11 protein-coding genes are annotated in these 13,438 nt (G+C 72.7%); 6 read left to right on the top strand and 5 right to left on the bottom strand.

What is annotated here, in order from left to right:
• Positions 1 to 75: 75 nt before the first annotated feature.
• Positions 76 to 1,107: a LacI family DNA-binding transcriptional regulator gene (locus ACZ6Z8_RS02145; RefSeq protein ID WP_465605427.1), complete on the bottom strand. Its 1,032-nt coding sequence runs from the start codon at positions 1,105 to 1,107 to the stop codon at positions 76 to 78.
• 208 nt (positions 1,108 to 1,315) lie between these two features.
• Here ACZ6Z8_RS02145 and ACZ6Z8_RS02140 point away from each other — a divergent pair, with 208 nt between their 5' ends.
• The 4 genes from ACZ6Z8_RS02140 (at position 1,316) to ACZ6Z8_RS02125 (ending at position 6,721) form a co-directional block, all read left to right on the top strand.
• Positions 1,316 to 2,608 carry an ABC transporter substrate-binding protein gene (locus ACZ6Z8_RS02140; protein WP_465605425.1) on the top strand — a complete coding sequence of 431 codons (1,293 nt, stop codon included), beginning with the start codon at positions 1,316 to 1,318 and terminating at the stop codon, positions 2,606 to 2,608.
• Positions 2,605 to 3,501 (top strand): carbohydrate ABC transporter permease, encoded by an 897-nt coding sequence (locus tag ACZ6Z8_RS02135; protein WP_465605423.1) that lies wholly within the window; start codon positions 2,605 to 2,607, stop codon positions 3,499 to 3,501. Before ACZ6Z8_RS02140 ends, ACZ6Z8_RS02135 begins: the two co-directional genes overlap by 4 nt.
• Positions 3,501 to 4,319: a carbohydrate ABC transporter permease gene (locus tag ACZ6Z8_RS02130; RefSeq protein WP_465605421.1), complete on the top strand. Its 819-nt coding sequence runs from the start codon at positions 3,501 to 3,503 to the stop codon at positions 4,317 to 4,319. Before ACZ6Z8_RS02135 ends, ACZ6Z8_RS02130 begins: the two co-directional genes overlap by 1 nt.
• An 86-nt stretch (positions 4,320 to 4,405) precedes the next feature.
• Complete coding sequence (locus ACZ6Z8_RS02125) at positions 4,406 to 6,721, top strand: beta-xylosidase/alpha-l-arabinosidase (protein WP_465606305.1); 2,316 nt, start codon at positions 4,406 to 4,408, stop codon at positions 6,719 to 6,721.
• A 92-nt stretch (positions 6,722 to 6,813) separates the two neighbouring features.
• Here the strand turns inward: ACZ6Z8_RS02125 and ACZ6Z8_RS02120 are convergent, their stop codons facing one another.
• The 3 genes from ACZ6Z8_RS02120 to ACZ6Z8_RS02110 all read right to left on the bottom strand — a co-directional run bounded on the left by ACZ6Z8_RS02120 (position 6,814) and on the right by ACZ6Z8_RS02110 (position 11,176).
• The gene (locus tag ACZ6Z8_RS02120; protein WP_465605419.1) at positions 6,814 to 7,758 is read right to left on the bottom strand and encodes an extracellular catalytic domain type 1 short-chain-length polyhydroxyalkanoate depolymerase; all 945 of its coding nucleotides are present in this window, start codon (positions 7,756 to 7,758) and stop codon (positions 6,814 to 6,816) included.
• 316 nt (positions 7,759 to 8,074) lie between these two features.
• Positions 8,075 to 8,650, bottom strand: coding sequence for a hypothetical protein (locus tag ACZ6Z8_RS02115; RefSeq protein WP_465605417.1), 576 nt, complete (start codon positions 8,648 to 8,650; stop codon positions 8,075 to 8,077).
• Positions 8,651 to 9,037: 387 nt separating this feature from the next.
• Positions 9,038 to 11,176 (bottom strand): alpha-galactosidase, encoded by a 2,139-nt coding sequence (locus tag ACZ6Z8_RS02110; protein WP_465605415.1) that lies wholly within the window; start codon positions 11,174 to 11,176, stop codon positions 9,038 to 9,040.
• 263 nt (positions 11,177 to 11,439) lie between these two features.
• Between ACZ6Z8_RS02110 and ACZ6Z8_RS02105 the strand changes: the two genes are divergently transcribed.
• Together ACZ6Z8_RS02105 and ACZ6Z8_RS02100 are read left to right on the top strand one after the other, a co-directional pair.
• The gene (locus tag ACZ6Z8_RS02105; protein WP_465606303.1) at positions 11,440 to 11,841 is read left to right on the top strand and encodes a nuclear transport factor 2 family protein; all 402 of its coding nucleotides are present in this window, start codon (positions 11,440 to 11,442) and stop codon (positions 11,839 to 11,841) included.
• Positions 11,838 to 12,632, top strand: a complete 795-nt coding sequence (locus tag ACZ6Z8_RS02100; protein WP_465605413.1) for an SGNH/GDSL hydrolase family protein — start codon at positions 11,838 to 11,840, stop codon at positions 12,630 to 12,632. Before ACZ6Z8_RS02105 ends, ACZ6Z8_RS02100 begins: the two co-directional genes overlap by 4 nt.
• Before the next feature lie 20 nt (positions 12,633 to 12,652).
• Here ACZ6Z8_RS02100 and ACZ6Z8_RS02095 read toward each other — a convergent pair whose 3' ends face one another.
• A complete protein-coding gene (locus ACZ6Z8_RS02095; RefSeq protein ID WP_465605411.1) occupies positions 12,653 to 13,234 on the bottom strand; it encodes a PadR family transcriptional regulator in 582 nt (193 codons plus the stop codon).
• Between the last annotated feature and the right edge of the window lie 204 nt (positions 13,235 to 13,438).

Below are 13,438 nucleotides of genomic sequence, written 5' to 3'. Positions count from 1 at the left end.
ACGGACCGCGAGGTCCGACGGCTCGGACGGTCCGACGGCCCGACGGTCCGGACCGGCGGCCCGCCCGGACGCCCGTCAACCGCGCTCCACCTGGCCGGGCAGGGCCGTTCGCGGCGGGGCGGTGCTGCTGCGCTGGACCAGGCTGGTGGCCAGGTCCACCCGGAGCGTGCCGGGCTGCACCCCGCGGGCCAGGTCGATCACCAGACGGGTCGCCACCTCGGCCATCTCGGTCAGCGGCTGGCGCACGGTGGTCAGCGGCGGCCCGACCCAGCGGGCCAGCGGCAGGTCGTCGAAGCCGACCACGCTGAGGTCCTCCGGAATGCGCAGTCCCAGCTCGCGGGCGGCCTCGTACAGGCCGAGCGCCTGGAGGTCGTTCCCCGCGAACACGGCGGTCGGCCGCTGCGGCAGACCGAGCAGTTCCAGTCCGAGCAGGCGTCCGGACTCGTGGTGGAAGGAGCCCTCGCGGACCAGGTCCGCGTCGTACGGGATGCCCGCCATGTCGAGCGCCGCCCGGTAGCCGTCGGCCCGGGCGCGGCTGCACATCATCCGGGCGGGGCCGCCGATCAGGCCGATCCGGCGGTGTCCGAGGTCGAGCAGGTGCCGGGTGGCGGCGAGACCGCCGTCCCAGTTGGTGGTGCCGACGGCGGGCACGTCCTGGCCGGGGTCGCCGGCCGGGTCCAGCACCACGAACGGGATGTCCCGGCGGGCCAGTTGCTCGCGCAGCGAGCGGTCCAGGTCGGACAGTACCAGCACCACGCCGGTGGGGCGGCGCGCCAGCACCCCGTCCACCCAGGACTGGCCGGGACCGTGCCGTTCGGCGGACTCGGAGAGCACGATGCTCAGCCCCTCCTCCCGGACGGCGTTCTCGACACCCCGGATCACCTCCACCGCCCAGGCGCTCTCCAGCTCGTGGAAGACCAGCTCCAGCAGCGGGCTGGACCGGCGGTTGCCGCGCCGCCGCCGGTAGCCGTACCGCTGCAGCAGCTCCTCCACCCGCTCGCGCGTGGCCGGCGCGACGTCGGCGCGCCCGTTCAGGACTTTCGAAACAGTCGGCGCGGAGACTCCGGCCTCCTGCGCGATCTCGGCGAGCGTGGCCGCTCTGGTCACGGGTTCCTCCTGCACTGCCCCTGCTGGGCGAACTCCGTCGTGGATGGCTGTACGGGACGACCGCGGGTGGCCGTACCGCACGGATGCTAGCCCCCCGGACGAGTCGCGGGCCGATCCCGTCGGGGCTCTTGACGGTCGGTCAGCGCGGATCTAGGTTTCCCACAACATTCGGCAACTTGCTCGAAACATTCGAAACAGAGGGCAGGATATGCGATCGAGAGTCGCCGCGATCACCGCGGTCACCGCACTCGTCCTGGGAACGTCCGCCGCCTGCGGCTCGGGGGATTCCTCCTCCGCCTCCGGCGACGGCACGATCCACGTACTGGTCTACGGGGACGCCGCCAACAAGGTCGAGAAGCAACTCGTCGACACCTTCAACAAGACCTCCAAGGTCAAGGCCGTGCTGGACACCATCCCCGGCGCGGACTACCAGCAGAAGCTCCAGACCGTGATCAACACGCCGCGGGCCCCCGACGTCTTCTTCAACTGGGGCGGCGGCTCCATCCAGCCGTTCGTCAAGGCAGGCCTGCTGCTGCCGCTGGACGACTTCGTCGCCAAGGACCCGGGCCTGAAGGACAACTTCCTGCCCTCGGTCTTCAACTCGGCGGTGGTGGACGGCAAACCGTACGGGGTTCCGATGCGCGGCACCCAGCCGGTGCTGCTGTTCCACAACAAGCAGGTGCTCGCGGACGCCGGGCTCACCCCGCCGAAGACCTGGGACGACCTGGTCGCCGCCACCAGGACCCTGAAGGCCAAGGGCGTCACCCCGATCGCGCTCGGCGGCGGCGACCAGTGGCCCACCCTGATGTGGTTCGAGTACCTCTACGACCGGATCGCCGGCCCCGGCCTGTTCCAGCGGGCGCTGGGCGGCGACCGCGAGGCCTGGGCGAGCGAGGACAGCCGCAGGGCGCTGACCACCCTCAAGCAGCTGGTCGACGCCGGCGCCTTCGGCAGCAACTACGACTCCGTCAAGTTCACCGACGGCGGATCCCCGGCCCTGGTCGCCAAGGGCAAGGCCGCCTTCGAGCTGATGGGCTCCTGGTACTACTCCACCCAGCAGGACGCCAACCCCGACTTCGCCAGGTCCGGCCTCGGCTACACCGGCTTCCCGGCCCTGAACGGCGGCAAGGGCGACCCGGCCGACGTCGTCGGCAACACCAACAACTTCTACTCCGTGCTCAAGAGGACCAAGCACCCGGAGGCCGTCGCGGCCTTCCTCCAACTGATGTACTCCGACGAGTTCGTGAAGGCCCAACTGGCCATCGGCAACCTGCCGACCACCACCAGCACCGTCAAGTTCCTGGACCTCTCGGCCAGCCCCGGGTACTCCAAGGACCAGTACGAGCTGGTCAAGGCCGCGCCGTCCTTCCAGCTCTCCTGGGACCAGGCCTACCCGCCGGGCGCCATGACCCCCATGCACACCGCCGTCCAGCAGTTCTTCGACGGCAGGCTCGACACCGACGGCTTCATCAAGGCCATGCAGGCCTTGCCGACGTCATGACGCGCGCCGCGCGCCCGGGCGCGGCGGCGACCCGCCCGGGCTTCGTCTGGGCGCTCCCCGCCGCGGTGTTCTTCCTGATGTTCGCGCTCACACCACTGCTGCTGGTCGTCGTGCTCTCCTTCACCAGCTGGGACGGCATCGGCGAACCGCGCTTCAACGGCCTGGACAACTGGACCGCCCTGCTCCACGACCCGGTGATGCTCCAGTCCGTCTGGACCACCCTCCTGCTCACCGCCCTCGGCGTGGTGACCCAGACGCCGGTCAGCATCCTGCTCGGCGTCTGGGCCGCCGGACAGCAGCGCAACCGGGCCGTCCTCTCGGCGGTCTACTTCGTGCCGCTGCTGCTCTCGGCCACCGCCGTCTCGGTGGTGTGGCGGGCCGTCCTCGACCCCAACTTCGGCGTGCCGGCCCAGCTCACCTGGCTGTTCGGCGACGGCAACCTGCTCGGCAGCAAGGGCGGCGCGATCGGCGTACTGACCTTCGTCGGCGTGTGGCAGTTCACCCCGCTGCACGCGCTGATCTACCAGGGCGGCGCCCGGGCGATCCCCCAGGTTCTCTACCAGGCCGCCGCCGTCGACGGCGCGGGCCGGGTGCGGCAGTTCCTCCACGTCACCCTGCCGCAGCTGCGCAACACGATCATCACCTCGGTGATCCTCATGGTGGTCGGCGGTCTGACCACCTTCGACACGGTGCTGATCCTCACCCAGGGCGGCCCCGGCACCGACACCACCGTCACCGCCTACTACATGTACCAAAAGGCCTTCAAGGGCTTCGACTTCGGTGTCAGCTCGGCCATCGCGCTGGTCCTCGTGGTGGTCGCCACCCTGATCTCGCTCGCGGTCGTCCGGCTCTCCGGCTACGACCGGATGCGCGGCACGGCGGAGGGCCTGTGATGCGACGACGCCCCAACGTCCTGGCCGGGTTCGGCTCCCTGGTGTGGCTGGTGCTGGTGGGCCTGCCGCTGTACGTCCTGCTGATCGCCACCTTCCGCACCCGCTCCGACTACTCCACCGAGGGCCCGCTGAAGCCGCCCGCGCAGTGGACCGTGCAGAACTACCTGACCGACCTGTCGAACGGCTTCGGCCAGGACTTCCTCAACACCCTGACCGTCACCGCCGGTGTGGTGGCCATCGTGCTGCTGGTCGTCCCCCCGCTCGCCTACGCCATCGTGCGCGCCCGCGGCCGGGCGACCGGCTGGGTGTTCCGGCTGTTCCTGCTGGGCCTGGCGATCCCCGCCCAGGCGGTGATCGTGCCGATGTTCTACGTCATCAGCCAGACCGGCCTGTACGACCACCTGATCGGCGTCATCCTCCCGACCGCGGCCTTCTGCCTGCCGGTCTGCACCCTGGTGCTGACCGGTGCGATGCGCGACATCGGCCCCGAGCTGTACGAGGCGATGGCGATGGACGGCGCGTCCCCGGCGCGGGTGTTCCGGCAGCTGGTGCTCCCGCTGTCCAAGGGCGGACTGGCCTCGATCACGGTCTTCGCCGCCCTCCAGGCCTGGAACGGCTTCCTCTTCCCGCTGATCCTCACCCAGTCCGACTCCACCAAGGTCATCACCCTCGGCCTGTACGACTTCCAGACCGAACACGGTGTGGACGTGCCCGGACTGCTCAGCGCCGTGGTGCTGTCCATGCTCCCCGTCCTCATCGTCTACCTGTTCGCCCGCCGCGCCCTGGTCCAGGGCCTGACGGGGGTCGGAGGAAAGTGAACGACCACCGGAACCCCGAGCCCGTACCCGCCTGGCAGGACACCTCGCTCACCCCCGAGGCCAGGGCCGACGCCCTGATCGCCGCGATGACGCTGCGGGAGAAGACCGCCCAACTGGTCGGCGTCTGGGTCGGCGCCGACGCCGACGGCGAGGAAGTCGCCCCGCACCAGCACGAGATGGAGCCGCCACCCGACCTCGACACCCTCCTGCCCTTCGGGCTGGGCCAGCTGACCCGGTCGTTCGGCACCGCCCCGGTCGACCCGGCGCTCGGCGCGCTCTCGCTGCTGCGCACCCAGCAGCGGATCGCCGCCGCCAACCGCTTCGGCATCCCGGCCCTCGCCCACGAGGAGTGCCTGGCCGGCTTCGCCGCCTGGGGTGCCACGGCGTACCCCGTCCCGCTGTCCTGGGGCGCCACCTTCAACCCGGAGCTGGTCCGGACGATGGCCGCCGCCATCGGGCGCGACCTGCGGTCCGTCGGCGTGCACCAGGGCCTGGCGCCGGTGCTCGACGTGGTCCGCGACGCCCGCTGGGGACGCGTCGAGGAGACGATCGGCGAGGACCCGTACCTGGTCGGCACCGTCGGGACCGCCTACGTCCAGGGGCTGGAGTCGGCCGGGATCGTCGCCACGCTCAAGCACTTCGCCGGGTACTCGGCCTCCCGCGCCGGCCGCAACCTCGCCCCCGTCTCGATGGGCCCGCGCGAGCGCGCCGACGTGATCCTGCCACCCTTCGAGATGGCCGTGCGGGAGGGCCGCCCCCGGTCCGTCATGCACGCCTACACCGACACCGACGGCCTGCCCTCCGCCGCCGACCGGGACCTGCTCACCGGGCTGCTGCGGGGCACCTGGGGCTTCACCGGCACGGTCGTCGCCGACTACTTCGGCATCGCCTTCCTCCACACCCTGCACGGCGTGGCGGAGGACCGGTCCGCCGCCGCCGCACTGGCCCTGGAGAGCGGGGTCGACGTCGAACTGCCCACCGTCGACACCTTCGGACAGCCGTTGTTCGACGCGGTCGTCTCGGGCACCGTCCCGGAGCGGCTGATCGACCGGGCGCTGCGCCGCGTCCTCGTCCAGAAGGCCGAACTCGGGCTGCTGGACGCCGACTGGTCGCCCGTACCGGCCGCCCTCGCCGACGTGGACCCGAGCGAACCGCGGGCGCTGCGCGGCCTGGTCGACCTGGACCGGCCCGCCAACCGGGCGCTCGCCGCCGAACTCGCCGAGCAGGCCGTGGTACTGCTGCGCAACGACGGCCTGCTGCCGCTGCGCGAGCCCGGCCGGATCGCGCTGATCGGTCCGAACGCCGACGAACCCACGGCGGTCCTCGGCTGCTACTCCTTCCCCGTGCACGTCGGCAGCCGGCACCCGGACATCCCGCTCGGCATCGGACTCCCCACCCTGCGCGAGGCGCTGGCGGCGGAGTTCCCCGACAGCGAGCTGTGCACGGTGCGGGGCGTGACGGTCGACGGCGAGGTCGACGGCAAGGTCGACGGCGAGGACACCGCCGGCATCGCCGAAGCTGTGCGCGCCGCCGAGCGGGCCGACGTGGTGGTGCTCGCCCTCGGCGACCGGGCGGGGCTGTTCGGCCGCGGCACCAGCGGCGAGGGCTGCGACGTCGCCTCCCTCGAACTGCCCGGCAGACAGGGGCAGTTGCTGGACGCGGTGCTGGACACCGGGAAGCCCGTGGTGGTCACCCTGCTGGCCGGGCGCCCCTACGCCCTCGGGCGGGCCGTCACCGAGGCGGCCGGGATCGTCCAGTGCTTCTTCCCCGGGGAGGCCGGGACGGAGGCGCTCGCCGGCGTGCTCAGCGGACGGGTCAACCCGTCCGGGAGGCTGCCCGTCTCCGTCCCCGCCCACCCGGGGGTCCAGCCCTCGACCTACCTGGCCGCGAGGCTGGCCCAGGCGGGCGGGGTCTCCAGCACCGACCCGACACCCGCCTACGGTTTCGGACACGGGCTCGGATACAGCGAGTTCGCGTGGTCCGGCCCGGACGTGCAGGTGGCCGAGACCGGCACCGACGGCGCCTTCCGGCTCTCCTTCGAGCTGCGCAACACCGGCCCGCGGGCGGGCACCGAGGTGGTGCAGCTGTACCTCCACGACCCGGTGGCCTCCGTCGTCCAGCCGGTTCAGCGGCTGGTCGGCTACCGGCGGATCCCGCTGGACGCCGGGGCGGGCTGCCGGGTGGAGCTGACCCTCCCCGCCGACCTGGCCTCCTTCACCGGCCGCGACGGCCGCCGGATCGTCGAACCCGGCGCCCTGGAACTGCGGATCTCCGCCTCCAGCACCGACCCCCGCCTCACCGTGCCGCTGCGCCTCACCGGCCAGGTCCGCCCGCTCGACCACACCCGCCGCCTGCACCCGACCGTCACCGTCCACGGCCTCCCGCCGGCGGTCACCTCGTAAGGGCGGAAGCCCCCGCTCCCGCCGACTTCCCCCGGCGGGCGGATGCTCCGGGGCCGGTCCCGCGGCGGCGGCGACCGGCCCCGAAGCGCTGTTCAGCTGCGGTCCAGCCCCATGAAGTGAACGGCGTAGGCGGCCATCGGCGTGCCCTGGACCGGCAGCTGGTGGCCGGCGCCGGTGACGCTGTACGCCTCGACCTGCGTGACACCGGAGCGGTCGGCGTACCGGGCGCGGTTCCAGTCGGCGGCCGGGGTGTCCGTGGACGACGGGGTCTGGCGCACCCCGAGGACGTTCGTCCACTGCTTGGTCTCCTCGCCCAGGTTGCGGTGGTTCAGGATCGGGTCGGCGGTGCCGTGCCACAACTGCACCCGGGGGCGCGGCCCGGTGTAGCCGGGGTCGGCGCGGCGCACCAGGTCGCCCCACTGCTGCGCCGTCATGGAGACCTGGCCCCCGGCGCAGGGGCCGTTCCAGCCGCGCACGGTGCCCGTGTGGAAGCAGTGGTAGGGCACGCCCATGAACGCGGAACCCGCCTTGAAGACGTCCGGGTAGTCCGCGAGCATGACGTTGGTCATCATCCCTCCCGAGGACTCGCCGGTGACGTACACGGCGTCGGGGTTCGCGCCGTAGTGCTGCTCGGTGTACCTGATCATCGACATCAGCCCGACCGGGTCACTGCCGCCGTTGCGCGTCAGCGCCTGGTCGGACGAGACGTCCCAGCAACTGCCGCCGGGGCTGGTCGAGGGGTAGACGACGATGAACCCGTACCGGTCGGCCAGCGCTCCGAAGTCGGTGCTGGAGTACAGGTAGGGCCCGGAGCCCTGGCAGCCGTGCAGCGCCAGCAGGACCGGTGGACGTGCCTTGGCACTGTTCGGCACGTACACGTACATCTGCAGGCCGGTCGGATTGTCGCCGAATCCGGTGATCCGGGTCAACGAGGCGGCGCCGGCCTGGGGCGCGGCGGACAGGCTCACCCCGAACGCGGCGCCGACCGCCAGCAGTACGGCGAGCAGGCGGGACTTCGAGTACCGGGAACGCAGCATGGGACCCCTTTCCGCGGACGTGGACGCCGGTGCGTTGAGCAGGCGACCAGGTTGCCCCGGAAGGGCCTGCCGCTCATGTGAGCGCTCACATTCACGGCGGCGTTCCCGGCACCTGCTCCTGTTCCGGTGTCGCTTTCGCTTGCTGACGCTGCAGCAGTGGCCTTCGGCTGTCAAGGAGTGACCGGGCCGCCTCACGATCTCCCTGCGGACACGGCCGGCGGGTCCGGTCGCACCGGTGAAAGTTTCACGGTGGCGGCGTTCGCCCCTCGTCCGGTCCGTGGCGCCGCCACCGCCGGTGTGCCGGTGGCCCGGAGGGTCAGGCGCACCAGAAGAGGAACGGCTTGCAGGACGGCGTCGCCGTTGCCGTGGGGGTGGTCGGGCCGGGGGAGTGCCGGGTGGGCGTCGGCGTGGTGGGCGTCGTGGGCTGGGAAGGGATGGCCTCGGTCGGGGCGGCATGTGACGGCGTGGCCGTCCTTGACGCGCTGGGCCGGGTGCTGGTGACCGACGGCTGGGCCGGAGGACTCGCCGTACTCGGTGCGGCCGTCGCCGTGGTGGGTAGGCTCGCGGGCCCGTGGGTGGACGGCGCGGCCGTCGAGGTGGCCGCCGCCGTACCGCCCGACGGGACCGGGAGCGCCTCGCCATCGCCCTGCCCGAGGGCCACCACCGCGGTGGCCAGTCCGCCCGCCGCCACGCCGAGCACGGCCAGGGCGAGCCGGGCGCCGCGCCGACGGGCGGTTCGCCGCCGGGCCCTGCGGGGTGGGGGAGCAGCGGTGGGCGGGTGCGCGACCGGGTATTCGGGCTCGTGCTGGGGGAGCGCCTCTTGCGGCCGCCCGCAGCCGGGGCAGGAGAGTGCGCCGTTGAGATGCCGTTGGCAGAGCGTGCAGTAACTCATTCGATCTTCCGTAGGTGCCCGCATGCCGCGACGGGCGGTCTGCGGAGCCTATGCAGATCCGCCCCGCTCGCGACACCGGCCCGGAGCGAGGCTTCTGCGGAGATCACGTGTGGTTCGCGTGAGGAGCACTCGGCCGTCCGCGCGGACGGGCGGCCTTCCGACGGCAACGTCGTCGGCCGCGAGTGCGCGGCCGGCCCTGGTCCGCTCACCGTCACCTCGGCGGTCGATCGATGGGATTGATCCGGTTTCGGTGGCCCGGATGTGTCCGGAAGACGATCGGCGAACCCAGGCCGGACAGGCCAGTCGGCGGGGGAGGAGGTCGGCGGCGGCGGTGCGCGGAGGCGATGCACCGCGGAGAGGCACGGCACCGGCCGCGTGGGCGGGGGATCACTCCTGCGCGGCGGGCGGCTGCGCCTGTGCTTCGATCACCAGCGCGTGGCCGGGGCGGTCGGCCAGGTTCGGAGCGGCCAGACCGAGGTGGTCCAGGTAGCGGCCGGTCAGGGTGAGGGCGGTGGTCCGCCGTGCCCAGGCGGGCCAGGTCTCCTCGGGGGAGGAGACCTCGGGGCGCACGCGCACGGCGTAGCGGGTCGCGGGGTCCAGGCCCGGGAGACGTACGGGCGCCCCGTTCTCGGCGACGGAGGTGTCCAACTGGACGTAGGCGAAGACGGCGTGGGCGCGGTCCCGGGAGACGACGCCGTGGACCCAGGCAGCGGGGTCGGGGTGGTCGGTGCGGACGACGTCGCCGCCGTGGAGCAGCGGCCGCAGCTGCTTGTAGGCGCTGACCCAGGCGGTGAGCGCGGTCAGGTCGTCCTTCGACCAGCCCGAGAGGTCGGACTCGATGCCGGCATGGCCGAACAGCGCGGTGGCGCAGCGGAAGGCGAGTCCGGTGTCGCGGCGGCTGATGTGGGCGGGCGCGGAGCCGACGTGGGAGCCGATCAGCTCGTAGGGCAGCAGCAGGCCGGTCCAACGCTGGATGGCCTGGCGTTCGATCGGGTCGATGTTGTCCGATCCCCAGATCCGGTCGGTGCGGTCGAGGATGCCGAGGTCGGCGCGGGCGCCGCCGGAGGAGCAGGACTCGATCTCCAGCTCGGGGTGGCGGGCGCGCAGTTCGTCCAGGAGCCGGTAGACCGCCGTGGTCTGCGCGTGCACGCCGGGCCGGCCGTCGTGGACGGCGTCGGCGAGGTCGCGGTTGTGGTCCCACTTGAGGTAGTCGACGCCCACTTCCCCGACCACGGAGCTGATCCGCTCCAGCAGGTAGGCGTGGGCGTCGGGGTGCGCGACGTCCAGGACGTGCTGGCTGCGCTGCTCGAACGGGAGGCGTTCGGGGTCGGCGAGGAGCCAGTCGGGGTGGGCGCGGGCCAGGTCGGAGTCGGGGTTGACCATCTCGGGCTCGAACCAGAGACCGAACTGCATGCCGAGCCGGTGGACGTGGTCGGCGAGCGGACGGAGACCGTCGGGCCACACCTCCTCGTCGACGTACCAGTCGCCGAGGCCGGCCCGGTCGTGGCGGCGGTGCCGGAACCAGCCGTCGTCCACGACGAACCGTTCCACGCCGACGGCGGCCGCGGTCTGCGCGAGGGCGTGCAACCGCTCGGGATCGTGGTCGAAGTAGACCGCCTCCCAGATGTTCAGGGTGACCGGCCGGGCGGTGGCCGGGTGCCCGGGCCGGGCCCGGAGCATGTCGTGGAAGCCGTGGCTGATCCCGTCCAGGCCCGCCCCGGAGGTCGCGAAGTACACCCACGGGGTCCGGTAGGACTCGCCCTCGGCCAGTCGGATCTCACCGGCCGCCAGGAGCTCTCCGCCGCCGAGGACGGTCGTTCCGTCGGCCAGCCGTTCCGCGTAGTGGACGTGGTTGCCGCTCCAGGCGGCGTGCACGCCCCAGACCTGGCCGTGCCGGAAGCCGAAGCCCGCGGTGCCGGCGAGCAGGAGCCCGGCGTCGAAGCCGGTGCGGCCCCGGCGGCTCTCCCGCGACCACACGCCCTGCCGCAGCGGGGCGCGCTGCGGGGAGCGTTCGCGGGCCCAGCGGCCGGCGAAGTCCAGCAGCTCCACGGCCTGGGCGGGGACCGGCAGCACGCACGCCAGCACGTCCAGGGTGTAGGTGTCCGTCGCCGTGTTGGTCAGGGCGTGGCGCAGCCGCAGCACGCCGTGCTCCGTCATCTGCAGCTCGGTGTCCAGCGCGAGTCCCGCGCCACGGTCCAGGGCCCGCGCGTGGACGGTGCCGCCGCGGCCGTCCACGGCGCGCACGGCGACCGGTTCGACGAGCTCGAAACGCGGGGGGCGGACCCGGCCGTCGCGGTGCCCGGTCAGGGCCGGACGTCCGAACCAGCCCTGCCCCTGGGAGGGCATCAGACTCCCGGCCTGCTGGCCCGGGGTCCGGCCCATGGCATCGAGCAGCTGGGCGGCCCCGTCGGCGCGGAGGCCGGGATCGGCGCCCCAGTGCAGCACCCGGGGCACCTCGGGTCCGGTGGTGTCGAGCGCGATGGCCGCGTCACCGGCCGACAGCACGACGAGGTTCGACTCTGTCATGGGGTCCTCGTTCGGGGGTGAAGCGGTCAACGTTGCGGTCAACGAGCCTTGCCGGGCGCTGCCTTGCCGTGCCGGCCAGGGGCGCCGCCGCTGGGCATCCTATGCTTCTGTTAGCGCTCACAAAACGGTTTCCCCGGCAGTGTCCTCAAACAGTCGGCCCTGGGGTCGCGGCCGCCACCTGCACGCACCCTCGACAGCACCTGGAGTGCGAGGCTAGGCTCTCGCGCAGGAAGATATTCAATTTGTTGACTATGGAGCCCGCCGTGCACCCCTTCCGCGCAGCCGTCGAGGCCGGTGACCACGACGCCATCGAGGCCCTCCTGGCCGAGGACGTCGTCTTCACCAGCCCCGTCGTCTTCAAGCCCTACCCCGGCAAGGCCATCACCGCCGCGATCCTGCGCGGTGCCGGTCGGGTCTTCGAGGACTTCCACTACGTCCGCGAGATCAACGGCGCCGACGGCCGCGACCGCGCCTTCGTCTTCAAGGCCGTCGTCGACGGCCTTGAGGTGCACGGCTGCGACTTCCTCCACTTCGACGAGGACGGGCTGATCGACGAGTTCACGGTGATGGTCCGCCCCCTCTCCGGCGCGCAGGCACTCGCCGCCGCGATGGGCGCGCAGTTCGAGCGGATCACCGCCGAGGCGCTGGGCGTGTCCGAGGCGTGAGTGCGACGACGGGCTTCCGCCGCTACGTCGCGGTCGGCGACAGCCAGACCGAGGGCCTGGGCGACGGTGACGGGACGACCGGCTGGCGTGGCTGGGCGGACCGACTGGCCGAGACGATCTCCGAGCGGGAACCCGGCCTGCTCTACGCCAACCTCGCCGTCCGCGGCCGGCTCGCCGGCCAGGTACGGGCCGAACAGCTCGCGCCGGCCCTCGCGTTGCGGCCGGACCTGGTCACCGTGGTCGCCGGGATGAACGACCTGATGCGGCCGGGCTTCGACGCGGGCGCGGTCGTGGCGGAGCTGGACGCGATGTTCGCCGCCTTCACGGCCACCGGGGCGCGGGTGCTCACCTTCACCTTCCCCGACATCGGGCGGATCGCGCCGTTGGCCCGCGGGCTGCGACCCCGGGTCCTGGACCTCAACGCACGCATCCGGGCCGCGGCCGACCACCGCGGCGTCGTGGTCGTCGACTTCTTCCCGCACCTGGTGACGACCGATCCACGCATGTGGAGCGCGGACCGGCTGCACGCCAGCCCGCTCGGCCACGCCGGGATCGCCGCCGCGGCGGCCCACGCGCTCGCGGTGCCGGGCAGCGACGACGGGTGGGCGGAACCGCTGCCGCCGCTCCCGGCGGCGGGAATCCGGCAGCGGGCCACCGAGGAGGCCGCCTGGATCGGCACCTTCCTCGGACCGTGGCTGCTGCGCCGGCTGCGCGGCCGCTCCTCCGGCGACGGGCGGGTCGCGAAGCGCCCCGAACTGCGGCCCGTCGAGGGTTCCCGCCGGCCGCACTGACCGGCCGGCCCCGGCGACCGTCAGGCCGGCTCCTCCGCGGGGGCCGGCGTGGCGGCCCGCCGCTCCAGGACCGCGAGCGCCTGCTCGCACCAGCGCCGGTTCTCGTGCTCGAACGACAGGCCGCGCATCAGCGTCAGGTACGGCCCGATCCGTTCGGCCGTGGCGAGGTACTCGTCCTCGAAACGCCCGTCCAGCAGTCGCGCCCGCAGGCGCTCGTAGCGGTCGATCTTGGCCTGCGCCCACGTCAGGCGTTCCAGCAGCGCCGCGCGCACGGCGTCCGGGTCGCCCGCGTCCACGGCCTGCACCTGGACGAGGAGCTCGTCCCGGATCGCGGACGGCCGCGGCGGCGTGGCCGTGAACGCGCGCAGCGCGGCGCGGCCCGCCGAGGTGAGCGAGAACAGCCGCTTGTTCGGCCGGCGCTCCTGCTCGACGACCCGGGCGCTGATCAGCCCCTCGGCCTCCATCCGGTCCAGCTCCCGGTAGAGCTGTTGCGGTGTGGCCATCCAGAAGTTCGCCACCGACGCGTCGAACGCCTTCGCCAGGTCGTAGCCGGACGCCTCGCCCTCCAGCAGGGTCGACATGATCGCGTTGCGCAGTGCCATGCCGCCAGCCTAGCGAGCGCCCTTCACGACGGCCACTGATGCGATTAATCAAGAAGTTGCCTGTCGACCGGACCGGCGCGGCGAGCAGGGACGGACCAGGGCGTTCGCCCCCTACCGGGCGAATCCCCGAGGTTTACCGATCTTTCAAGGAACGGATCTTCTCCTAGTGTTCCGAAAGATCCGACCGGGACGGCCGATCCGCCC

It is taken from the genome of Kitasatospora sp. NPDC101108 (genome assembly GCF_055584725.1).
This window is presented reverse-complemented; position numbering and strand designations above follow the sequence as displayed.

Excerpts from the sequence above, each read along its gene's own strand:
- ACZ6Z8_RS02140 (WP_465605425.1), top strand. The coding sequence starts at position 1,316 with ATGCGATCGAGAGTCGCCGCGATCACCGCGGTCACCGCACTCGTCCTG.
- ACZ6Z8_RS02135 (WP_465605423.1), top strand. The coding sequence starts at position 2,605 with ATGACGCGCGCCGCGCGCCCGGGCGCGGCGGCGACCCGCCCGGGCTTC.
- ACZ6Z8_RS02130 (WP_465605421.1), top strand. The coding sequence starts at position 3,501 with ATGCGACGACGCCCCAACGTCCTGGCCGGGTTCGGCTCCCTGGTGTGG.
- ACZ6Z8_RS02125 (WP_465606305.1), top strand. The coding sequence starts at position 4,406 with ATGACGCTGCGGGAGAAGACCGCCCAACTGGTCGGCGTCTGGGTCGGC.
- ACZ6Z8_RS02120 (WP_465605419.1), bottom strand. The coding sequence starts at position 7,758 with ATGCTGCGTTCCCGGTACTCGAAGTCCCGCCTGCTCGCCGTACTGCTG.
- ACZ6Z8_RS02115 (WP_465605417.1), bottom strand. The coding sequence starts at position 8,650 with ATGAGTTACTGCACGCTCTGCCAACGGCATCTCAACGGCGCACTCTCC.
- ACZ6Z8_RS02110 (WP_465605415.1), bottom strand. The coding sequence starts at position 11,176 with ATGACAGAGTCGAACCTCGTCGTGCTGTCGGCCGGTGACGCGGCCATC.
- ACZ6Z8_RS02095 (WP_465605411.1), bottom strand. The coding sequence starts at position 13,234 with ATGGCACTGCGCAACGCGATCATGTCGACCCTGCTGGAGGGCGAGGCG.